The 22,016-nt window shown below is 59.6% G+C and carries 18 protein-coding genes; 9 read left to right on the forward strand and 9 right to left on the reverse strand.

What is annotated here, in order from left to right; translation table 11 throughout:
* Positions 1 to 117 precede the first annotated feature (117 nt).
* Genes nirB through cobA form a run of 4 tightly spaced genes read left to right on the forward strand, consistent with a single transcriptional unit; the run spans position 118 to position 6,346 of the window.
* Positions 118 to 2,571, forward strand: a complete 2,454-nt coding sequence (gene nirB, locus PspR76_RS22770; RefSeq protein ID WP_159958931.1) for a nitrite reductase large subunit NirB — start codon at positions 118 to 120, stop codon at positions 2,569 to 2,571.
* Positions 2,568 to 2,885 carry a nitrite reductase small subunit NirD gene (gene nirD / locus PspR76_RS22775; protein WP_159958932.1) on the forward strand — a complete coding sequence of 106 codons (318 nt, stop codon included), beginning with the start codon at positions 2,568 to 2,570 and terminating at the stop codon, positions 2,883 to 2,885. The genes nirB and nirD overlap by 4 nt, the downstream gene beginning before the upstream one ends.
* Positions 2,885 to 5,593, forward strand: coding sequence for a nitrate reductase (locus PspR76_RS22780; RefSeq protein WP_159958933.1), 2,709 nt, complete (start codon positions 2,885 to 2,887; stop codon positions 5,591 to 5,593). The genes nirD and PspR76_RS22780 overlap by 1 nt, the downstream gene beginning before the upstream one ends.
* A gap of 9 nt (positions 5,594 to 5,602) precedes the next feature.
* Positions 5,603 to 6,346 carry a uroporphyrinogen-III C-methyltransferase gene (gene cobA, locus PspR76_RS22785; RefSeq protein WP_159958934.1) on the forward strand — a complete coding sequence of 248 codons (744 nt, stop codon included), beginning with the start codon at positions 5,603 to 5,605 and terminating at the stop codon, positions 6,344 to 6,346.
* Positions 6,347 to 6,406: 60 nt separating this feature from the next.
* Here the strand turns inward: cobA and PspR76_RS22790 are convergent, their stop codons facing one another.
* From PspR76_RS22790 to ppsA, 8 genes are all read right to left on the reverse strand, one after another.
* Positions 6,407 to 7,390, reverse strand: a complete 984-nt coding sequence (locus PspR76_RS22790; RefSeq protein WP_159958935.1) for an OmpA family protein — start codon at positions 7,388 to 7,390, stop codon at positions 6,407 to 6,409.
* A gap of 107 nt (positions 7,391 to 7,497) precedes the next feature.
* Entirely contained in the window at positions 7,498 to 8,088 is a 591-nt protein-coding gene (sigX, locus tag PspR76_RS22795; protein ID WP_003193286.1) for an RNA polymerase sigma factor SigX, read from the reverse strand.
* 87 nt (positions 8,089 to 8,175) lie between these two features.
* The gene (locus tag PspR76_RS22800; protein WP_159958936.1) at positions 8,176 to 9,000 is read right to left on the reverse strand and encodes a mechanosensitive ion channel family protein; all 825 of its coding nucleotides are present in this window, start codon (positions 8,998 to 9,000) and stop codon (positions 8,176 to 8,178) included.
* 2 nt (positions 9,001 to 9,002) lie between these two features.
* A complete protein-coding gene (locus tag PspR76_RS22805) occupies positions 9,003 to 9,248 on the reverse strand; it encodes a hypothetical protein (RefSeq protein ID WP_005790375.1) in 246 nt (81 codons plus the stop codon).
* An 85-nt stretch (positions 9,249 to 9,333) separates the two neighbouring features.
* A complete protein-coding gene (locus PspR76_RS22810; protein WP_159958937.1) occupies positions 9,334 to 10,329 on the reverse strand; it encodes a zinc transporter ZntB in 996 nt (331 codons plus the stop codon).
* Positions 10,330 to 10,354: 25 nt separating this feature from the next.
* The gene (rraA, locus tag PspR76_RS22815) at positions 10,355 to 10,846 is read right to left on the reverse strand and encodes a ribonuclease E activity regulator RraA (protein WP_159958938.1); all 492 of its coding nucleotides are present in this window, start codon (positions 10,844 to 10,846) and stop codon (positions 10,355 to 10,357) included.
* A 230-nt stretch (positions 10,847 to 11,076) separates the two neighbouring features.
* Positions 11,077 to 12,066 (reverse strand): alpha/beta fold hydrolase, encoded by a 990-nt coding sequence (locus PspR76_RS22820; RefSeq protein ID WP_159958939.1) that lies wholly within the window; start codon positions 12,064 to 12,066, stop codon positions 11,077 to 11,079.
* Positions 12,067 to 12,172: 106 nt separating this feature from the next.
* A complete protein-coding gene (gene ppsA / locus PspR76_RS22825; protein ID WP_159958941.1) occupies positions 12,173 to 14,548 on the reverse strand; it encodes a phosphoenolpyruvate synthase in 2,376 nt (791 codons plus the stop codon).
* Positions 14,549 to 14,726: 178 nt separating this feature from the next.
* On the opposite strand from ppsA, the gene ppsR reads away from it, so the two are divergent.
* Positions 14,727 to 15,545, forward strand: coding sequence for a posphoenolpyruvate synthetase regulatory kinase/phosphorylase PpsR (gene ppsR / locus PspR76_RS22830; RefSeq protein WP_058412273.1), 819 nt, complete (start codon positions 14,727 to 14,729; stop codon positions 15,543 to 15,545).
* A gap of 120 nt (positions 15,546 to 15,665) precedes the next feature.
* Here ppsR and PspR76_RS22835 read toward each other — a convergent pair whose 3' ends face one another.
* On the reverse strand, positions 15,666 to 17,090 hold the full coding sequence (locus PspR76_RS22835) for an aminotransferase-like domain-containing protein (protein WP_159958943.1): 1,425 nt from the start codon (positions 17,088 to 17,090) through the stop codon (positions 15,666 to 15,668).
* Between the two features lie 160 nt (positions 17,091 to 17,250).
* Between PspR76_RS22835 and PspR76_RS22840 the strand changes: the two genes are divergently transcribed.
* From PspR76_RS22840 to PspR76_RS22855, 4 genes are read left to right on the forward strand one after another with little or no spacing between them, the layout of a single operon-like run.
* Positions 17,251 to 18,144, forward strand: a complete 894-nt coding sequence (locus PspR76_RS22840) for a DMT family transporter (protein ID WP_017134754.1) — start codon at positions 17,251 to 17,253, stop codon at positions 18,142 to 18,144.
* A gap of 29 nt (positions 18,145 to 18,173) precedes the next feature.
* Positions 18,174 to 20,054, forward strand: coding sequence for a molybdopterin-synthase adenylyltransferase MoeB (gene moeB, locus PspR76_RS22845; RefSeq protein ID WP_159958945.1), 1,881 nt, complete (start codon positions 18,174 to 18,176; stop codon positions 20,052 to 20,054).
* Between the two features lie 15 nt (positions 20,055 to 20,069).
* On the forward strand, positions 20,070 to 20,984 hold the full coding sequence (locus PspR76_RS22850) for a PLP-dependent cysteine synthase family protein (RefSeq protein WP_159958947.1): 915 nt from the start codon (positions 20,070 to 20,072) through the stop codon (positions 20,982 to 20,984).
* A 37-nt stretch (positions 20,985 to 21,021) separates the two neighbouring features.
* On the forward strand, positions 21,022 to 22,014 hold the full coding sequence (locus tag PspR76_RS22855) for a serine O-acetyltransferase (RefSeq protein WP_159958949.1): 993 nt from the start codon (positions 21,022 to 21,024) through the stop codon (positions 22,012 to 22,014).
* Positions 22,015 to 22,016: the final 2 nt, after the last annotated feature.

Raw genomic sequence — 22,016 nt, forward strand, 5'->3', positions numbered from 1 at the left:
TCGAAGGGTCGAGCTTCCCGAGAGAACGGGACCGGACAAAGGTGTCCTCGCCAGGTAACTGGCGGGGACGCCTTTTTTTGTTTGCACGGAATTTGTCGAGCCATTGCGGAGAACGACATGAAAAAACTCAAATTGGTGATGATCGGCAACGGCATGGCCGGGGTTCGCACCCTTGAAGAATTGCTCAAGCTGAGCAGCGACCTGTACGACATCACCGTGTTCGGCGCCGAGCCCCACACCAACTACAACCGCATCCTGCTGTCGCCGGTGCTGGCCGGTGAGCAGACCTTCGAAGAGATCGTGCTCAACGACCTGAGTTGGTACCTGGATAACCACATCAAATTGTTGCTCAACCGCAAAGTGGTGCAGATCGACCGGGTCAAACGCATTGTGATTGCCGAAGACGGCACCGAAGCCGAATACGACCGCCTGCTGATTGCCACCGGTTCGACTCCTTTTATCTTGCCGATCCCCGGCAACACCTTGCAGGGCGTAATCGGCTACCGCGACATCGCCGACACCCAAGCCATGATCGACACCGCCAAGACCCACAAGCACGCCGTGGTTATTGGCGGCGGCCTGCTCGGCCTGGAAGCCGCCAACGGCCTGATGCTGCGCGGTATGCACGTGACCGTGGTGCACATCGGCGAGTGGCTGCTGGAGCGGCAACTGGACAAGACCAGCGGCCAGTTGCTGCAAACCGAACTGGAAAGCCGTGGCCTGGTGTTCCGCCTGTGCGAACAGACCCAGGCGCTGCATGACGCCGGCAATGGCCGCGTCGGTTCGGTGCAATTCAAGAACGGCGACATCATCCCCGCCGACCTGGTGGTGATGGCGGCCGGCATCCGCCCTAACACTGAGCTCGCGGAAAAATCCGGCATCCCGTGCAACCGTGGGATTCTGGTCAACGACACCCTGCAAACCTACGACCCGCGCATCTATGCGATTGGCGAGTGCGCCAGCCACCGTGGCATCGCTTATGGCTTGGTCGCGCCGCTGTTCGAACAGGCCAAGGTCTGCGCCAACCACTTGGCGCAGTTGGGCTTTGCCACTTACAAAGGCTCGGTGACCTCGACCAAGTTGAAGGTGACCGGTATCGACCTGTTCTCCGCCGGCGACTTCATGGGCGGCGAAGGCACCGAGACCATCACCCTCTCCGACCCGATTGGCGGCGTGTATAAAAAACTGGTGATCAAGGACGACATCCTGGTCGGCGCCTGCTTGTACGGCGATACGGCGGATGGCGGTTGGTATTTCCGCCAGATCCGTGAGAACCACGCGATTGGTGAGATTCGCGATCACTTGATGTTCGGTGAAAATGCTCTGGGCGATGTAGGCCATCAAGGCCAGGACAAAGCCATGAGCATGGCCGACAACGCCGAAGTCTGCGGTTGTAACGGCGTGTGCAAAGGCACCATCGTCAAGGCGATCCAGGAACACGGGCTGTTCAGCGTCGACGAGGTCAAGAAACACACCAAGGCCGCCAGCTCTTGCGGTTCCTGTGCCGGGCTGGTGGAACAGATCCTGATCAATACCGTGGGCGGTGCCGCCGACGTCAAACCGAAAAGCGAAAAGGCCATTTGCGGTTGCAGCGACCTCAACCATGGGCAAATCCGCCAAGCCATCCGCGACCAGCATCTGCTGACCATCGCCGGCACCATGAGCTACCTGAACTGGCGCACGCCCAACGGCTGCGCCACCTGCCGCCCGGCTCTGAACTATTACCTGATCTCCACCTGGCCGGGTGAAGCCAAGGACGACCCGCAATCGCGCCTGATCAACGAACGCGCCCACGCCAATATTCAGAAAGACGGCACCTACTCCGTCGTCCCACGGATGTGGGGCGGTGTGACCAATCCGTCAGAGTTGCGGCGCATCGCTGACGTGGCTGACAAGTACAACGTGCCGATGGTCAAGGTCACCGGCGGCCAGCGCATCGACTTGCTGGGCATCAAGAAGCAGGACTTGCCCGGCGTGTGGAAAGACCTCGACATGCCGTCCGGGCACGCCTATGGCAAATCCATCCGCACCGTGAAGACCTGCGTCGGCAGCGAGTTCTGCCGCTTCGGCACACAGAACTCGACGCAGTTGGGCATTGAGCTGGAGCATGACCTGTTCAATATGTGGTCGCCGCACAAGGTCAAGCTGGCGGTGTCCGGCTGCCCACGCAATTGCTCGGAAGCCGGCATCAAGGACGTGGGAATAATCGGCGTCGACTCCGGCTGGGAGATGTACATCGGCGGCAACGGCGGGATCAAGACGGAAGTCGCAGAGTTCTTCGTCAAACTCAAAACCGCCGAAGAAGTGCGCGAATACAACGGCGCCTTCCTGCAGCTCTATCGCGAAGAAGCCTTCTACCTCGAGCGCACCGTGCACTACCTGCAACGCGTAGGCATGGAGCACATCAAGAAAGCCGTGCTGGAAGACCCGGCCCGGCGCCAGGCACTCAACGAGCGCCTGCAATTCTCGCTGTCGTTCGAGCAGGACCCGTGGAAAGAGCGCCTGGAGCAGCCGCTGCTGAAAAAGGAATTTGAAGTCATCCCCGTCAAACAGCTGGAGGTGCCGGCATGAACTGGCTGGATATCTGCGCCCTCGAAGAAATCAACGCCCTGGGCTCGCGCATCATCAATGGCCCAAAGGGTGACATCGCGATTTTCCGCACCAGTGACGACGAAGTGTTTGCCCTCGACGACCGCTGCCCGCACAAGGGCGGCCCACTGTCCCAAGGCTTGATCTACGGCAAGCGCGTGGCCTGCCCGCTGCACAACTGGCAGATTGATCTGGCCTCCGGCGAAGCCCAGGCGCCGGACATCGGCTGCGCCCACCATCACCCTGCCCGCGTGGAAAACGGCCGGGTCATGCTGGCCCTGCGGGACGCAGGTTGATGGACCGCCAGACCACCGCGTCCACCTGCTGTTATTGCGGGGTGGGTTGCGGCGTGCTGATCGAGCATGACGGCGCGCAGATTCTCAGTGTGCAGGGCGACCCAGACCACCCGGCGAATTTTGGCAAGTTGTGCAGCAAAGGCTCAAGCCTGCACCTGACCGGCGACTTGGCCGCCCGCGCGTTGTACCCGGAGCTGCGCCTGGGCAAAGGCTTGGCGCGCGCGCGCACCGATTGGGAGACCGCCCTGGAACACGCGGCCAACGTGTTCGCCGAAACCATCAGCGAACATGGGCCGGACAGCGTGGCGTTCTACATCTCCGGGCAGTTGCTGACCGAGGACTATTACAGCTTCAACAAACTGGCGCGCGCGCTGGTCGGCACCAACAACATCGACAGCAACTCCCGGCTATGCATGTCCTCGGCGGTGGTGGGCTACAAGCGCAGCCTGGGCGCCGACGCGCCGCCGTGCAGCTATGAAGACCTGGAATCCAGCGACTGCGTGATGATCGTTGGCAGCAACATGGCCTACGCCCACCCGGTATTGTTCCGACGCCTGGAGGAAGCCAAAGCGCGGCGCCCACAGATGAAAGTGCTGGTGATCGACCCTCGGCGCACGGACACCTGCGATTTGGCTGACCTGCACCTGGCCATCCTGCCGGGAACGGATGTGGCCCTGTTTCATGGGATTTTGCATGTATTGCTGTGGGAAGACTGGATCGACCGTGAGTTCATCCAGGCGCATACCGATGGACTGGTCGAGTTGAAGCGACTGGTGCATGACTACACGCCGCAAATGGTCACGCAGCTGTGCGGGATCAGCGTCGAGCAGCTGCGGCTGTGCGCGGAATGGGTCGGCACCTCCAGCAGCTTTCTGTCGCTGTGGTGCATGGGCCTGAACCAATCCACCGCCGGCAGTGCAAAAAACAGCGCGCTGATCAACTTGCACCTGGCCACTGGGACGATTGGCCGGCCGGGCTGTGGGCCGTTTTCCCTGACGGGGCAGCCGAATGCCATGGGCGGGCGCGAAACCGGTAGTTTGTCGAACTTGCTGCCGGGCCATCGCGAAGCCGCCAACCCTGAACACCGTGCAGAAGTCGCCGCCTATTGGGGCGTTGAATCGTTGCCGGCGCCTACCGGGTTGACCGCGATAGAGCTGTTCGAGCAAATCCAGGCCGGCAAGATCAAGGCCGTGTGGATCGCCTGCACCAACCCCGCGCAATCGCTGCCGGACCAGAACCGCGTACGTGCGGCATTAGCGGCGTGCCCTTTCGTGGTATTGCAGGAGGCGTTTCGTACCACCGAGACGGCGGCTTATGCCGACCTGCTGCTCCCCGCCGCCAGTTGGGGCGAAAAGGAAGGCACCGTGACCAACTCCGAGCGGCGTATTTCCCACGTGCGCCGCGCCATTGCCCCACCTGGCGAAGCACGGCCGGATTGGGCGATTACCGTTGATTTTGCACAGCGGCTGGAGCGTCGCTTGCGGCCGGGGCTGGCCAGCCTGTTTGCCTTTGAGCAACCGGCGCAGATTTTTGATGAATACAAGCTACTGACCCGCGACCGCGACCTTGACCTGTCGGGCATCAGCCATGCCCTGCTCGATCAGATCGGGCCGCAGCAATGGCCGTTTCCCGCGGGCGCGCAAACGGGAACGCCGCGTCTGTATGCCGATGGCGTATTCCCGACTGACAGCGGCCGGGCGCACTTTGTCGCCGACCCTTACCGCGCCGCCAAGGAGCAGCGCGATGCGCGCTTCCCGCTGACCCTGATTACCGGGCGCCTGCGTGATCAATGGCATGGCATGAGCCGAACGGGCACGGCAGCGCAGCTGTTCGGCCATGTCAGCGAGGCGTTGCTGAGCCTGCACCCGGATGAATTGCGCCGTCATCGTTTCAAAGAAGGTGATCTGGTCAACCTGAAAAGCCGGCGCGGCAACGTGATCGTCGCCGTCAACAGTGACGACAGCGTGCGCCCAGGTCAGGCATTCCTGCCGATGCATTGGGGTGATCGTTTTCTCAAGGGCGGCGTCAATGCGCTGACCCAACCGGCGTTTGACCCGTTGTCGAAACAGCCGGAACTCAAGCACAGCGGCGTGCGCCTTGAAGCGGTACACCTGCCGTGGCAGCTGTTCGCGCTGATTGAAGGAAATGTTCAGCAACACTTTGAAGCACTGCGCCCACTGTGCGAAGGCTTTGCCTACGTCAGCTTGAGCCTGGCGGGACGCGAACGTCCGGCGCTGCTGGTACGTGCGGCGCATACCGAGGCGCCCGACCTGCAACTATTGACCCGCATCGACGAACTGCTGGGCCTCAATGACGGCCCTGTCATGGCCTATGACGACCCGCGCCGCTCGATCGGCAAGCGGGTAAAAATCGAAAAAGGCCGTATTACCGCGTTGCGTCTGGCGGGCGAAACCCTGGCCCGGCATTGGCTGCAGAGCCTTTGGCTGGAAGGCCGTACCGACGATCAACTGCGCCGCTGGCTGTTGGCGCCGCTCAGCGCGCCACCGGGCGGTGCGGCAGCCAGCAACAAGACGCTGTGCAACTGCAGGAACGTCAGCGAAAACGCGGTGTGCGCCGGTATTGCCCGTGGCCTGAACCTGGACGGGCTTAAACAAGAATTGGGCTGCGGCACGCAATGCGGCTCCTGTGTGCCGGAAATCAAACGTCTTTTGGCCAGCAACTCGCAGCCAATCGCAATCAGTGTGTGAGGGGAAAACATGAGCGCAAAAGTCTGGCTGGTGGGCGCTGGGCCCGGGGATCCGGAGCTGTTGACCCTCAAGGCGGTGCGGGCCCTGCACGAGGCCGATGTGGTGTTGATCGACGATTTGGTCAACCCGGCGGTGCTGGAACACTGCGTTGATGCGCGGGTGATCACCGTTGGCAAGCGCGGCGGGTGCCGTTCGACGCCCCAGGATTTTATCCACCGCTTGATGCTGCGTTATGTACGCCAAGGCAAGTGCGTGGTGCGGCTTAAAGGCGGCGACCCGTGCATTTTCGGCCGGGGCGGCGAAGAAGCGAGGTGGCTGCGCGCGCGCGGGGTGATGGTAGAACTGGTCAATGGCATTACGGCAGGCCTGGCGGGGGCAACCAATTGCGACATTCCGCTGACCTTGCGCGGTGTCAGCCGAGGCGTAACGCTGGTCACGGCACATACCCAGGACGACAGCAGCCTGAACTGGCGCGCGCTGGCCGAGGGCGGGACGACATTGGTGGTGTACATGGGCGTGGCGAAGCTGGAGGAGATTCGTCAGCAACTGCTGGAGGGGGGAATGGCGGCGGATATGCCGGTAGCGATGATCGAAAATGCATCGCTGCCCCAGCAGCGGGAATGCCGCAGTCATCTTGCGCGTATGCACGCGGATGCACTGTCATTCGCCCTGAAGAGCCCGGCGATCCTGGTGATCGGCAGTGTTGCCGCCACGGATCAGGCCGCTTGCGTTGCGGTTTCAGCCGGCGGCTGAGGTAAATTTCAGGCGAAAAAAAGCCCGGCCTAAGCCGGGCTTTTTTTTACCACTCAGTAATTACTGAGCAGCTTGAGCTTCTACCGAGGCTTCTACGCGACGGTTGATAGCGCGGCCAGCTTCAGTTGCGTTGTCAGCAACTGGGCGGGATTTGCCATAACCAACCGAGCTTACACGGTTAGGAGCGATACCGTCTTTGACCAGAACTTGCTTGACCGCGTCAGCACGACGCTGGGACAGCTTCTGGTTGTAAGCGTCAGGACCGACGGAGTCAGTGTGACCTTCAACAACGGTGGTGGTTTGTGGGTACTGTTTCATGAAGTCAGCGAGGTTTTTCACGTCGCCGTAGCTGTTAGGCTTAACAACCGACTTGTCGAAGTCGAACTTCACGTCCAGCTCAACACGAACAACCTGAGCAACTGGAGCTTCTGGCTCTGGAGTTGGCTCTGGAGCTGGTGCTGGGGTAGGAGCTGGAGCAACTGCGCCAGCGTTGCCGCCGAAGTTTACGCCCAGGCCGACCAGTGCGGAGTAATCCCACTTGCCGTTGTCCAGGTTGTAGTCGGACTCAACACCAGCACGTGCGAACAGGTTGTTGGTGAAGTAGTACTTCACGCCAGCGCCAGCGATAGCCAGGGTGGACTGGTCGCGACCTTTGTGGCCGTCAGCTTCAACGTTGGTACGGCTCTGGTGACCGAAACCACCTTCTACGTATGGACGCAGGGAATCAACACCAGCCTGACCGAAGTGGTACTGAGCAGTCACGCTGCCAGTGTCACCTTTGATCTTCTGGGAACCAGTACCGTCGTTCGAACGGGTGTGGTTGGTGGTGTCGTAGTTCAGGTTGATCGACACGTCGTCGGTCAAGAAGTAACCGATGCTGGCGCCAGGGTTGTAGCCGTCTTCGATGTGCTTAACGCTATCGTTGAACTGCTTTTTGTAGAACAGCTGGCCTTCAACTGCGCCTTGGCCTTGTGCCAGTGCGCCGAAAGAAGTAGCGGCAATAAGAGTACCAATGGCCAAGCCCAAGGTGTTTTTCAGTTTCATCCGTTAAATCCCCATCTGGTGATTGTAAAGCAGTCCCACAAACCGGGGGACAACTCGGCGACAAGTCTAACAGAACTTGCCTACACGTAAGAGATATTTGCCACGCACTAAGTTTCAGTCTCGCCCGCAAATTTCTCACGTAATTTATCAAGAGCGCGTTTGTAACGCATTTTTGTAGCACTCAAACCCATGTGCATGATGTCAGCAATTTCCTGAAACTCTAGCTCTGCGACAAATCGAAGCACCAGAATTTCTCGGTCAATCGGATTCACATGCACCAACCAGCGATCGAGTCCGCCCTTCTCCTCGGGTGCCGGCGCCTTTTCTTCAGACGCTTCCTCAAGGGGGTCCAGACTCAAAGCGTCCATCAAGCGACGCTTGCGCCGTTCCTTACGATACTGCGTGATGCACTCGTTGTACGTGATGCTGTAGAGCCAGGTCTTGAACTTCGATTTGCCCTCGAAGTTCTTCAGGCCGTACAGCACCTTGAGCATCACTTCCTGACAGACATCATCCGCATCTCTATCGTTCCCTAAATACCTTGAACAAACGTTGAACAGAGTGCGTTGATATCTGCGCATCAATTCTTCGTACGCGCGTGTTACGTGAAACAGCTCCGTGTGCGAGCGCGCGACCAACTCCTCATCAGAGAGCTCACGGGGGTCATAGCGCGTGGACAGCGTTTGGGCTTTATTCAAAACAAGTCGTGCCGACAGTCAGGTCAATGTCCGCTGCAGCCCGGTCACCCGGGTTCGCGGCGGCGTACATTAGCAGGGTTTGCCGGGTTAGCGGCTACTGACCTGCTGCTCCAGGAGAATCCGATTGGACAGTGACACCAGTTCACCCTCATCGGTCAGCACCGTAGTTTTCACGGTACCGATCTCCTCGATTTGCCCTTCGACCTCGCCCACACGCACCTGCTGCCCTACCTGATACAACTCACGCACATAGATTCCCGCAAGAATCTGCCCGGCAATTTCCCGGCTTCCCAACCCCATGGCCAGCGCAACGGCCAGACCAACGGTAATCAAAACAATCACAATCACGTGGTTAAGCAGGTCAGTTTTGACCTCCAACTGGCTGATCGCGACCGAAATACTGATGATGATCACCAGGCCTTGGGCAATTCGACCCAGGCCCGCAGCATAGTCCAACCCCACGCCTTCGGCCGCACCGCGCACCAGCCCATTGGCCAGTTGCGCCAGTAAAACGCCTACCAGCAGCACCAGCGCGCCGCCGAAAACCTTCGGCAAATACAGCGCCAGCATGTCGAGCGTAGCTGAAACTCGCTCAAGTCCAAGGGATTGAGCAGCAGAAACCAGAAAAATAAGTAAAACGAACCAGTAGACGATCTTCCCGATCAGGGTAGAGATCGGCACTTGCAAGCCGGCACGCCCCAACAGCTTGGTCAGGCCGGTGCCTGCCATCAAGCGGTCCAGGCCCAGTTTGGCGAGCAATTTGGACAGCAAGGTGTCGAGCAGCTTGGCCACGACAAACCCGAGCAGTACCAGGACCAGCGCCCCAAACAGGTTGGGAATGAAATTCGCCACTTTGGTCCACAATGCGGTCATCGCAGTGACCAGACTCTGGGTCCAGAGATCAAGTTCCATATTCAATCAGCCTTATCAGCAGTGCGAGCAAGAGGTTTACGACGGGACACCGGCGATACATGGGCCGAACCATTGTTCAGGGCCATCATCAACGCCGGCAGCCAACGACCGAGCAGACCGAACAAGTCACCCGCCCCTACCTGACGGTTGGCGGTTTTCAACACGCGGCCAAGGCAAGCATCGTCGTCACGGTTGGACGGCGACGCATTGAGCATGTCACGCAAAGACTGTTCGAACGGATCGTGCATAAAGACCTCTCGCAAGTGTTTTAAAAGACGAGGGTTAAATTCCTGGGGTCACATGGCCCCTTCGTACGTTCAGGTCATATTCAGGTCAAACCCAGCGCAATCGTCGAAATAGCCACCATTGTCCCAGTGCGACGGCCACCATCATCAGGCACGCAATCACGAATCCATAAGGGCTGCCAGAGAACGGAATGCCGCCCACATTTATACCCAGCAAACCGGTGAGAAAACTCATCGGCAGGAAGATCCCGGTGATGATCCCGAAGCGATACATGGTGCGATTCATGCGCAGGCTCAAACGCCGGTCTTCGGTCTCAAGCACAAGCCCCACGCGCTCCCGAGCCAATTCGAGCTCTTCAAGGTATCGCGTCAGGCTGTTGTGTAATTCGTTCCAATAGTCGGCATCGTCGTCACAGAACCAAGGCAATTTGATGCGCGTGAGCTGGGCGAAAATATCCCGCTGCGGCGCAAGAAAACGTTTGAGCCCAGCGGCTCGACGACGTATCTGCAAAACGTTGCCATGCTCCGGAGTATACCGTTCGTCGGCATCCAGTTTTTCTTCCTCGATATCGACGACTTCAGACAGGTCGGTGACCAGATCCTGCACTTTATTGGTCAGGTATTGCGCCATATAAAGGATGAGCTCGGACGCGGTCTTCGGCCCTTTTCCTTCCGCCAGTTGCACCAGTAGCTCATCGGTTGCGCGCAGCGGGCGCAGGCGCAGGGAAATCACGCGACTGGCCGCAGCGAAAATGCGCACCGATACCATGTCTTCCGGCTCGGCGCCGGGGTTAAGGTTGACCCCGCGCAGAAACAGCAGCAATTCTGCGTCGGGCAGCGGCAGCAAGCGCGGACGGGTGTTTTCCTCCAACAGCAGGTCGCAGGCGAACTCGCTCAAGCCGCTGGCTTTACGCAGCCACGTCTGGGTCTGCGGGTGGCTGCGATCCCAATGCAGCCACAGGCTTTCCTGTGGCTGCAGCTGCAAGTCGTCAAGCTCAGTCCGGGCAATCGAACGCGCACCGCCTTTACCGTCCAGCACCAGGGCGTGCACCAGCCCCCATTGCGCGTTTTCTTCCTCGAACATCCTCACCCCTATCGGCTACTGCGGTTTATTCAGGCATTTTCAGCGGGCTTGGCGAGACGATCACGCCATTATTGTCCGCATAGATGTATTCGCCTGGGCGGAAGGTCACGCCGGCGAAAGTCACGATCACATTCAGGTCGCCAATACCGCGCTTGTCGGTTTTCATCGGGTGGGTTGCCAACGCCTGCACCCCAAGATCAGTCTGGGCGATGACATCGACATCACGGATGCAGCCGTAGATCACCAGCCCTTCCCAGCCGTTCTTCGCGGCTTTCTCAGCGATCATGTCGCCCAGCAACGCGCGACGCAGGGAGCCGCCACCGTCAACCACCAACACTTTGCCGGCGCCAGGCTGGTCGGCCTGTTCCTTGACCAGGGAGTTGTCTTCGAAGCACTTGATGGTGACGATTTCGCCGCCAAAGGAGTCTCGGCCACCGAAATTGCTGAACATCGGCTCAACCACCTGCACCAGGTCCGGGTAGGTGTCGCACAAGTCGGGCGTCACGTAATGGTTCATCGAGAAACTCCTGTCGTTAAAGAAGAGGTCGAACATCCCACGGTGTACATCAGAAAAACGCATCGCAACAGGCATTCTTTAGGCAGTTGCCCGTCGGCGGCGGCCATGATCAGACCCATCTCATCGCAACGCAATAACCACTGCGCGACTGAATATGACCAGAAGCGTTTAATCCGTCATATATTAGCCGCAACCACACACGAGTGAAACGCCCTTGGCAGAGCGCCGGGTCAAACCGCTTCCAGTGCCTGGGATTCTGCCCCGGCTAACGGTGACAGCGGATCTTTCAACCAGCGCTCCACCAAAGGCCATACCTCAGCCTGCGCGGCTTTGCTGACCAGCATCTCAACGTGCCCGAAATCCCCGGTAAAACCTTGCTGGCGCCCCAGGCACAGGTATTGGCGATGCTCCGAACCGACTTGCTCGAACAGCTTGCGGCACGCCCAATCCGGATCCTGCCGGTCGCCCGCCGCGCTCACCGCCAACAGCGGCACGTCAACGTCTGCCAGACCTTTCCACCAGTCCTGCTTGCCATCGCCAAAACGACCGAACAGGCCGTTCCAGCGCATGGCTTCGATCATCACGCCTGCCGGCTCGTCCTCCGGGCCGCGCTTGAGCCGCGAACCGGACACTTCACCAAAGCGTTTCAGGAGCAAACGACCGGTCCACTCCAACGGTGGAATCTTCAACGGCCAATGGGTGCGGCTGACCTGACAGCCAAACAGCGCCACCGAGGCCACTGCCGGCGCGCCCAGGTGCTGGCCGCCCAATGCCGCCGCCAGGGCCGTGCCGCCCAAGGAATGCCCGACCCAATGCGGAATTTGCGCACTTTGCTCACGCACAAACGCGCCAATGGCCGGTAAATCGTAACGCGCATAGTCGGCGACACGGTTCCTGGCATAGTCGTGATTGCGTTTGGACAAACCGTGCCCGCGCATTTCCGGGATCCATACATCAAAACCCTGGCGCGCCAGGTAAGCGCCCAGGCCGATGCCTTTGGGCGAGTACCAGAAACGCCGGTTGGAAAAACTGCCGTGCAACAAAATAACCGGCGTGCCCCGGTTTTCCGGGACATCGGCCAGGCCCAAACGCGTCACGGCCAGCTCGACGGTGCCGTCGGGGCTGTTGCCGGGTTTGAGGCGGTACACATCTTCACTTAAGTCGCCACGACGTTCAGCGCTGATCAGGGCGACGGGAAACAGGTTGCTGCTGCTTTGCATAATGCTCTTGCACAAAAAAGGGCGGCGTCCGGAAGGAGTTCCGCCCTGCACAGATAAGAATGCCGGTCACCCTTGGCGAGTGACCGGCACTTTTGACGTATCGACCTTAAGCGGACGCTTGGCCTTCCGCGAGGAAGAACCAGGTTTCCAACACGGAGTCAGGGTTCAGCGAGACGCTCTCGATACCTTGTTCCATCAGCCATTTGGCCAGGTCCGGGTGGTCGGAAGGGCCTTGGCCGCAGATGCCGATGTACTTGCCGGCCTTGTTGCAGGCCTGGATGGCGTTGGCCAGCAGCTTCTTCACCGCCGGGTTACGTTCATCGAACAGGTGCGCAATGATCCCCGAGTCACGGTCCAGGCCCAGGGTCAGCTGGGTCAGGTCGTTGGAGCCGATGGAGAAACCGTCGAAGAATTCCAGGAACTCCTCGGCCAGGATGGCGTTGGACGGCAGCTCGCACATCATGATCACGCGCAGGCCGTTTTCACCACGGCTCAGGCCGTTTTCTGCCAGCAAGTCGACCACCTGGCTCGCTTCGCCCAGGGTGCGCACGAACGGCACCATGATCTCGACGTTGGTCAGGCCCATCTCATTGCGTACGCGCTTGAGGGCACGGCATTCCAGCTCAAAGCAGTCGCGGAAGGCTTCGCTGATGTAACGCGAGGCGCCACGGAAGCCCAGCATCGGGTTTTCTTCTTCCGGCTCGTAGAGCTTGCCGCCGATCAGGTTGGCGTATTCGTTGGACTTGAAGTCCGACAAACGCACGATGACCTTTTTCGGATAGAACGCCGCCGCCAGGGTGCTGATGCCTTCCACCAGTTTCTCGACATAGAAGCCGACCGGGTCGTTGTAGCCGGCGATGCGCTTGTCGACGCTTTCCTTGATGTCCGCTGGCAGGCCGTCGTAGTTCAGCAGGGCCTTGGGGTGCACACCGATCATGCGGTTGATGATGAATTCCAGGCGGGCCAGGCCCACACCGGCGTTCGGCAACTGCGCGAAATCGAAGGCACGGTCCGGGTTGCCGACGTTCATCATGATCTTGAACGGCAGGTCGGGCATGGCGTCGATGGAGTTTTGCTTGATGTCGAAGCCCAGTTCACCTTCAAAGATGAAACCGGTGTCGCCTTCGGCGCAGGACACGGTCACGCCCTGGCCGTCTTTCAACAGTTGGGTGGCGTTGCCGCAACCCACTACCGCTGGAATCCCCAGCTCACGCGCGATGATCGCCGCGTGGCAGGTACGCCCGCCGCGGTTGGTGACGATGGCGCTGGCGCGCTTCATTACCGGTTCCCAGTCCGGGTCGGTCATGTCGGAAACCAGCACGTCGCCGGGCTGGACTTTGTCCATTTCGGACACGTCCTTGATGATCCGCACCTTGCCGGCGCCGATGCGCTGGCCGATGGCACGGCCCTCTACCAGCACGGTGCCGGTTTCCTTGAGCAGGTAGCGCTCCATGACGTTGGCCGAGGTGCGGCTTTTCACGGTTTCAGGGCGCGCCTGCACGATGTACAGCTTGCCGTCGTCACCGTCTTTGGCCCACTCGATGTCCATCGGGCACTTGTAGTGCTTTTCAATGATCATCGCTTGTTTGGCCAATTCGCTGACTTCAGCGTCGGTCAGGCAGAAACGCGCGCGCTCGGCCTTGTCGACTTCAACGGTTTTCACCGAACGACCGGCCTTGGCCTCGTCGCCGTAGATCATCTTGATGGCCTTGCTGCCCAGGTTGCGGCGCAAGATGGCCGGACGGCCTGCCTCAAGCGTGTGTTTGTGGACGTAGAATTCGTCCGGGTTCACTGCGCCTTGTACGACGGTTTCACCCAGGCCGTAGGCGCCGGTGATAAACACCACGTCACGGAAACCGGATTCGGTGTCCAGGGTGAACATCACGCCGGCCGTGCCGGTTTCCGAACGCACCATGCGCTGCACGCCGGCAGACAGGGCCACCAGCTTGTGGTCGAAACCCTGGTGTACGCGGTAGGAAATGGCGCGGTCGTTGAACAGCGAAGCGAACACTTCCTTGGCGGCGCGGATCACGTTTTCGACGCCGCGGATGTTCAGGAAGGTTTCCTGCTGGCCGGCAAAGGAGGCGTCCGGCAAGTCTTCGGCGGTGGCCGAGGAGCGCACAGCAACGGCCATGTCCGGGTTGCCGGCCGACAGGGTGGCGAAGGCGGTGCGGATTTCTTCGTTGAGCTTCTCGGGGAACTCGGCTTCCATGATCCATTGACGAATCTGGGCACCGGTCTTGGCCAGGGCGTTGACGTCATCGACGTCCAGGGCGTCCAGCGCGGCGTGGATCTGAGCATTGAGGCCGCTCAGTTCGAGGAAATCGCGGTAAGCCTGGGCCGTGGTGGCGAAACCACCGGGCACCGAGACACCAGCGCCTGCAAGATTACTGATCATCTCGCCGAGGGATGCGTTCTTGCCCCCCACATGCTCTACATCATGGACGCCGAGCTTATCGAGGGAAACTACGTACTCTACCAAGGTGATCTCTCCACTTTCTGTGTTGGAAAAGCTCAGGACGCCGGCTGCTCAGTAGGAGCAAACGCCAGCGCTTGTGGCCTGGACCTGGAAAATAAGTGAGAATGCTGCCCACTGCGGGACGGCAAAATCGCGCCTATCATATCCAAGATTCGCCATCAGCTTAAGGCCCAGGGCTCAAATGAAACGATCTGCTTTCTTTATCTCCGACGGCACCGGCATCACAGCCGAAACATTGGGCCAGAGCCTGCTCGCGCAGTTCGAAAACATTACCTTCGCCAAATTCACGCGGCCCTATATCGACAGCGTGGATAAAGCGCGGGCCATGGTACAACAAATCAATCTGGCGGCTGAAAAAGACGGTTTTCGGCCGATCATTTTTGACACCATCGTCAATCAAGACATCCGTGAGATCCTCGCAACCTCCAATGGTTTCATGATCGACATCTTCTCCACGTTCCTGGCGCCGCTGGAACAGGAGTTGAGTGAACACTCCTCCTATTCTGTAGGAAAGTCCCATTCCATTGGGCACAACTCCAATTATATGGAGCGTATCGAGGCGGTGAACTTCGCCCTCGACAACGATGACGGCGCCCGCACGCACTATTACGACAAGGCCGATTTGATCCTGGTGGGCGTGTCCCGCTGCGGCAAGACGCCGACGTGCCTGTACATGGCCATGCAGTTCGGCATCCGCGCGGCCAACTATCCGCTGACCGAAGACGACATGGAGCACCTGACACTGCCGGCCGCCTTGCGCGCGCACCAACACAAGCTGTTCGGCCTGACGATTGACCCGGATCGGCTGACGGCGATCCGCAATGAGCGCAAGCCCAACAGCCGCTATTCGAGCTATGCACAGTGCGAGTTCGAAGTGCGCGAAGTGGAAAATCTGTTCCGTCGCGAGAATATTGCGCACATCAATTCCACGCATTTCTCGGTGGAAGAGATCTCGGCGAAGATTTTGGTGGAGAAGGGTGTAGAGCGCAGGTTCAAATAGTTGTATTGCCTGATATGGCCCCATCGCAGGCAAGCCAGCTCCCACAGTTGACTGAGTTCCAACACTGGAATGCATTCAAATGTGGGAGCTGGCTTGCCTGCGATGAACGATAACGCGGTCCTACAGGTGAAACCTGCCACCGCCCTGCCCCAACGCGGTCGCCAGCGCATCAAACCCCGCCCGCAACAACTGATCATCCCCCGACGTGTTACAGATGCTCGCCCGAATAAACTGCGGCACCGCTGTTTGCCCGACGGCAAAGGCTTCGGCCGTGGCGATCAGGTAATTATTCTGCTTAAGCTCTGCCTCAATTTCCGACGCACGCCATGGCTCCGGTACTTCAATCCAGAAGTGCGGGCTGTTGAGGTGAGTGCGGTATTCAAGGCCGGCCAACAGGTCGCCCACCAGGGCTTTGCGGCGGCTGATCTCGTTGATCTGCTGGCGTAGCAGGTATTCCGCCGTGCCGTTTTCGATCCACTGCGTTGCCAGCTCCAACGTCACCGGCGTGGCCATCCAGCAGGTTGAGCGCAGGGCTGCAGAAATACGGCTGACCAGCGCCGGTGGCGCGTGCACATAGCCCACCCGTAATCCGGCGGACACGGCCTTGCTCAGGCTGCTGATCAAAATCGTACGTTCAGGCGCGAAATGGCTGAGGGGCGGCGGCCGGTCTTCTACCAATACGCCGTGGGCTTCGTCCTCAAGAATCAGCAGGTTGTGTTCACGACAGACTTTGACCAAGGCTTCCCGGCGCGCCACCGATAACACCGCCGTCGTCGGGTTCTGGATAGTGGGCGTGCAATACAACGCCGAAACCCGGTGATTACGACAGACTTCATCCAGCGCGCCCGGCAGCACACCTTCTTCGTCCATCTCCAGGCCGATCAGCCGTACGCCGAGCATGCGCGCGGCCGTGATCAGCCCAGGGTAGGTAAGCTGTTCAGTGACCACCGTATCGCCCGCCCGCAACAGCGCCATCATCGCGCAGAGCAAGCCATGCTGGCCGCCATTGACGCAGATGACCTGCTCGGGAATCGGGTGAAAATCACGCTGTACCAGCCACTGCGCCCCTGCTTCGCGGTAGCGCGGCAACCCTGCATCCGGGGTATAGGCGCTGATGTCCTGGAGGAACTTGGCGTTGGTCGACAGGGTTTGGAAACTCTGGGCCAGAAACACGGTTTCCTGCCCCGGTATATGCATGTTGCGGCTCATGTCGAAGTAATGACGCGGCTCCTCGCTGACGTTGCGAAAGCCTTCGTCACGCTGGCGCTCCATCCCACGCTTGCGCACGAATGTGCCGTCACCCACTCGCGCCACCACCAACCCCAGGCGCTCCAGCTCGCCGTAGGCGCGGCTGATGGTGCCGATGGTCACACCCAGATTGTCGGAAAGCACCCGATGGGGCGGCAGTTTTCGTCCGGGTTCAATCAAGCCTTCGAGGATGCCGCGCTCCATCACATCGGACAGGCGTTTGTACTTCACGCCCTGACCGCTGGACAACCCCTCACGCATAATTGACACCATGTCAATATTTGTTTTGACAGCCATCATTCGCCCTAATAGTGTGCTTTTACGGGTTCAATCACCGGATGAAACAACTTAATACACAGTCAATATAGAGTTCAATTCCGGCTCAGGGAAGCAATAAACGATGCCAATGTCCGCCGTTCTTGAAAACACAACAAAAACAAAAACTCAGAAACAGTGGTTGGCCGGCCTGGTCACCAGCGTGATGTTTCTTATCGTGTGCCTGAGTTGGGGCACCACGTGGCTGGGCATCAAGATCGCCGTCGAAAGCGTGCCACCGCTGACCTCGGCGGGCCTGCGCTTCCTGATCGCGTTCCCGCTGTTCCTGTGTTTTGCCCTGGTGCGCCGCGAGCCGATTTTGTTCCCGCGCGAAAGCCGCTGGTTCTTCGTATTTGTGACCTTGTCCTACTTCAGCGTTCCCTATTACCTGCTCAACTACGGCGAGATGCATGTTTCCTCCGGCCTGACCGCCCTGCTGTTCAGCTGCATGCCGGTGTTTATCCTGATCTTCTCCGCGCTGTTTCTGCGTGAGCGCATCTATTTTTCCCAGGTGGTCGGCATCGGCATCGGTTTCGGCAGCCTCTACATGATCATCAAGAGCCAGGGCCTGCACCTGGACCACGCCGAGTTCTTCGGGGTACTGGCGATTCTGACCGCCGCAATCATGCATGCCTTGTGCTACGTCATTACCAAGCAAAAAGGCAGCGCCATCAGTGTGATCACCTACAACACCCTGCCCATCGGCATTGCCGGGCTGATGCTGTTCGTGGCGGGCCTGTGGTTTGAAACACCGACCTTCGAAAACATCACCCTGCGCTCCTGGAGCGCGCTGTTTTACCTGGGGTTGGTGGCATCGGTGGGCGGTTTTATCGTGTACTTCATGCTGCTAAAACGCTTGAGCCCGATCATTTTGTCGTTCGTATTCATCATTTTCCCGGTGTTCGCGGTGATCATCGGCGCCTGGTACGAAGGCGTGGAAATCTCCCGAGACCTGATGCTGTACTCGGCCATCCTGCTGGCCGGTTTTGCGATCACCAAGTTGCCGGTTGAAAAACTCCTGGCCAAGAAAAATTGACCCTCCAATACCAGCAACGCGAGAGAAACATGGAAGTCCTCCGCCCCACCGCCCTGGAACAGATCTACGCCCACGCTAGCCGCAGTTACCCCGAGGAATGCTGTGGCTTTGTCTTCGCCGATGGCAGCGTGTATCTGGGCAGCAATATCCAGAATGAGTTGCACCGCAAGAACCCCGAGATGTACCCGCGCAGCGCGGCCAACGGCTACACCTTTTCAGTGGCCGACACCCTGCTGATGAACAAGGCGTTTCGCAGCGACAACCCGGTGGTGGTGATCTATCACTCCCACCCGGATGTCGGCGCCTATTTCAGTGACGAAGACCAGGACAAGGCACTGTTCCTGGGTGAGCCGATCTACCCCGTCAGCTACTTGGTGGTGGACGTTCGTCAGGGCCATGCCCTGGGCTCAAAGCTGTTTGCCTGGGATGGCAAGCATTTCGCTCTTCAACCCTTCAACGACCTGCACACGGAGTTGTCCATGAACGCTGTCTCTTTCCCCGATATTCTGGTTCGCGTGGCCAAGCTGCCGGAATCGACTCTTGAGGGCACCGGATCGACATTGCGCGAAGTCATTGAAAACCTCTGCAAAAGCCACCCGCAGCTGCGCGCTCATCTGTTCCACGAGAAGAACAACCAGCTCAAGGAACACTTCCTGTTTACCGCCGAGGAAGAACTGATCGGTGCCGACGACCCGTTGCCGGAAAAAGCCAACATCGAAGTGCTGCTCGCCACCTCCGGCGGCATGGGCATAGACGCTTTAAGCAATGAACCTGCCCTTAGTAATGAGGAAGTACAGCGCTACGTGCGCCACATCACCCTGCCGGGCGTCGGTCGCGAAGGCCAATTGAACCTGAAAAAAGCCAAGGTACTGATCATCGGCACCGGTGGCCTGGGCTCGCCCATCAGCCTGTACCTGGCGGCAGCCGGGATCGGCACCCTGGGCCTGGTGGATTTCGACGTGGTGGAAAGCAGCAACCTGCAACGCCAGGTCGTTCACGGCAACAGCACCCTGGGCATGCCCAAGGTCGAGTCCGCCAAGCAACGCCTGCAAGACCTCAACGCGCATATCCAGATCAACGCGCACAACACTGCGCTGAACGTCGACAACGCACTGGAGCTGGTCGGCGCCTACGATCTGGTGATCGACGGCACCGATAATTTCGACACGCGCTACCTGGTCAACGACGCCTGCGTACAACTCGGCAAACCCTTGGTGTACGGCGCCATCTACCGCTTCGACGGGCAGATCAGCGTGCTCAACTATAAAGGTGGGCCGTGCTATCGCTGCCTGTTCCCAAGCGCACCGCCGGCGGAACTGGCGCCCAACTGCAGCGCCGGTGGCGTGATCGGCGTGCTGCCGGGTGTGGTGGGGATGATTCAAGCCACCGAGGCCATCAAGTTGCTGATCGGCATTGGCGAGCCGTTGTCCGGCCGCTTGATGCGCTTTGATGCACTGGCGATGAAATTCAGCGAAATTCGCTTCAAGCGCCGCGCCGACTGCCCTTGCTGCTCGGAACTGCGCCACAGCGAAAGCGTAGCGCCGGCGGTCTGCGCCGATGCCATCCCAAGCCAACCCTCCCTCGCCGAGGAACGCTACATCAAGCCGCGCGTACTCAAGCAAGTGCTTGAACACCACCGCAGCGCCGACGTGCTGCTGGATGTGCGCGATGCCAGTGAGCTGGAGGTGTGCAAATTACCCGGCGTGGTGCATATCCCGCTGGCCGAACTGGACGCACAGCTCGACAGCCTCAGCCGCGACAACACCCACTACCTGATCTGCTACGCCGGCACCCGCGCCGAGCAAGCCGCCAGTACCTTGCTGGCCGCCGGTTTCGCCAACACCAAAGTCCTGCAGGGCGGCATGAAACATTGGGTTCGCGACGTCGAACCCGACATGCCGTTGTACTGAGCCGAGGGCTGACTGATGTTGCATAACTCCATTCTCGACGTCATCGGCCACACGCCGATTGTGCGTCTGGCGCAGTTTTCCGAAGACCTCGGCATCGAGGTCTACGCCAAGCTCGAATCCCTCAACCCCGGTGGCAGCCACAAGGCGCGCATCGCCTTGGGCATGATTCTCGACGCCGAGCGCCGCGGCGTGCTGATGCGTGATTCCGGGCAGACCATCATCGAGCCCAGCGGCGGCAATACCGGCATCGGCCTGGTCATGGCCGGTAATGTACTGGGCTACAAAGTGGTGCTGGTGATCCCCGACAACTACAGCCCCGAAAAACAGAAACTGCTGCGGCTTTACGGCGCCAAAGTAGTGCTGTCAGACAGCCGCCTGGGGAATAATTCCCACGGCGAAAAGTGCATGGAACTGCAGCTGGAAAACCCCAGCTACGTGATGCTCAACCAGCAGCGCAACGGCGCCAACCCGCAAACCCACCGCGACACCACCGCACCGGAAATCCTCCGCGCCTTCGGTGAGCGGCGCGTGGACTACTTCGTCAGCGGCATCGGCACGGGTGGCCACATCACCGGCATCGGCGAAACCCTCAAGGCTGCGTGGCCGGCCATGCGCGTGATGGGCGTGGAGCCCGAAGAGTGCGACCTGCTCAAGGACCGGCACGCGCCCCACCATATCCAGGGCCTGTCGATCGGCTTGATCCCGAGCATTCTCAATGTGGACGTGATCGACGGCATGCTCAAGGTGTCGCGCCAGGCGTGCATCGACATGATGAAACGCATCATGCGCACCGACGCCATCAGTTTGGGCTTGTCCTCTGCCGCCAACATGGTTGCCATCGCGCAGCTCGCCCCTGAACTGCCGCCCGAAACGGTGGTGTTGACCATGGTCTACGACAATGCTGACAGCTACCTGCCCAGTTTCGAATAACCGGTTTTCCAACCATCCAGAATGCGGGGGTGCCTCCATGGGAGGCTTTATCGACATGCAACAGCTGCACGATGAGCTGCTCACCCACCTCATCAAGACCCTGACGCCTGCGCAGATCAAGCAGCTGGAACCGCACCTGGCGCCGCTGATCCAGAACGCCGCCCAGGCGGTGGCCGAAGACTTGATCGCGTATGCCTATCGCGACCCGGCATCCCGTGGTCGCGGCGAGTTGATCCTGGAGTCTTACGCATCGTTCAAGGCGGTGCTGTTTTACCGCCTTGCTCACCTGGTGTGGAATTTCCCCGACCAGACCAACGGCGTGTTTTCGCGCATGGCCCTCAAGCTCAGCAACCAGGGCAAAATCCTCTCCGGCGCGGAGATTCACCCGGCGGCCAAAATCGGCCGACGCTTCGTGCTGGATCATGGCTACGGCACCGTCATCGGCGAAACCTGCGAGATCGGCAACGACTGCTACATCCTTTGCGGCGTCACCCTGGGCGCCCGTGGCATTGCCAACAACCCGGACGGCAAACGCCACCCGCGCCTGGGCAACAATGTAGAGGTCGGCGCCGGCGCCCGCGTGCTGGGTTATGTACTGATCGGCGACAACGTATTTATCAGCCCCTCGTGTGTGATCACCCAGGACGTGCCGGCCGGCACCAAGGTCAAGGTGGTCAACCAGGTTCAGTTGCAGAAAAACGCTGAGTCCGACCACGGCAATTATCTGGGCGCCTTCGCCCTGGATGAGCGTTTGCACGTGGTCGGCGAAGTCAGCGCCAGTCACAAGGTCACGGTGCTCGACGCCGACTTTCACCCTTTGCAGGGGTTGATGCTGGAACCCACAGTGAAAGAGCGTCATCACCTGCAATTTCGCCTGCGCCGCCTCGACATCGGCGAGCAGTTGCCGCGCCTGCCGTTGAACCTGAAAGTCTGCGGGCCGGAATTTGAAATCACCCTGCTTTCCCCCCCTGGCTTGAGTGCAATGGTGCGTCACCTGTTGCAAGCCAGCCCACTGATTGTCGGAGGTTGAAC

It is taken from the genome of Pseudomonas sp. R76 (assembly GCF_009834565.1).
Classification (GTDB): Bacteria; Pseudomonadota; Gammaproteobacteria; order Pseudomonadales; family Pseudomonadaceae; genus Aquipseudomonas.

What these genes read in the sequence shown, in the direction of transcription:
- moeB (WP_159958945.1), top strand. Translation starts at nt 18,174, where the DNA reads ATGGAAGTCCTCCGCCCCACCGCCCTGGAACAGATCTACGCCCACGCT.
- PspR76_RS22820 (WP_159958939.1), bottom strand. Translation starts at nt 12,066, where the DNA reads ATGCAAAGCAGCAGCAACCTGTTTCCCGTCGCCCTGATCAGCGCTGAA.
- PspR76_RS22805 (WP_005790375.1), bottom strand. Translation starts at nt 9,248, where the DNA reads ATGCACGATCCGTTCGAACAGTCTTTGCGTGACATGCTCAATGCGTCG.
- PspR76_RS22850 (WP_159958947.1), top strand. Translation starts at nt 20,070, where the DNA reads ATGTTGCATAACTCCATTCTCGACGTCATCGGCCACACGCCGATTGTG.
- ppsR (WP_058412273.1), top strand. Translation starts at nt 14,727, where the DNA reads ATGAAACGATCTGCTTTCTTTATCTCCGACGGCACCGGCATCACAGCC.
- PspR76_RS22800 (WP_159958936.1), bottom strand. Translation starts at nt 9,000, where the DNA reads ATGGAACTTGATCTCTGGACCCAGAGTCTGGTCACTGCGATGACCGCA.
- PspR76_RS22855 (WP_159958949.1), top strand. Translation starts at nt 21,022, where the DNA reads ATGGGAGGCTTTATCGACATGCAACAGCTGCACGATGAGCTGCTCACC.
- cobA (WP_159958934.1), top strand. Translation starts at nt 5,603, where the DNA reads ATGAGCGCAAAAGTCTGGCTGGTGGGCGCTGGGCCCGGGGATCCGGAG.
- PspR76_RS22810 (WP_159958937.1), bottom strand. Translation starts at nt 10,329, where the DNA reads ATGTTCGAGGAAGAAAACGCGCAATGGGGGCTGGTGCACGCCCTGGTG.
- PspR76_RS22835 (WP_159958943.1), bottom strand. Translation starts at nt 17,090, where the DNA reads ATGGCTGTCAAAACAAATATTGACATGGTGTCAATTATGCGTGAGGGG.
- nirB (WP_159958931.1), top strand. Translation starts at nt 118, where the DNA reads ATGAAAAAACTCAAATTGGTGATGATCGGCAACGGCATGGCCGGGGTT.
- PspR76_RS22780 (WP_159958933.1), top strand. Translation starts at nt 2,885, where the DNA reads ATGGACCGCCAGACCACCGCGTCCACCTGCTGTTATTGCGGGGTGGGT.
- nirD (WP_159958932.1), top strand. Translation starts at nt 2,568, where the DNA reads ATGAACTGGCTGGATATCTGCGCCCTCGAAGAAATCAACGCCCTGGGC.
- PspR76_RS22790 (WP_159958935.1), bottom strand. Translation starts at nt 7,390, where the DNA reads ATGAAACTGAAAAACACCTTGGGCTTGGCCATTGGTACTCTTATTGCC.
- rraA (WP_159958938.1), bottom strand. Translation starts at nt 10,846, where the DNA reads ATGAACCATTACGTGACGCCCGACTTGTGCGACACCTACCCGGACCTG.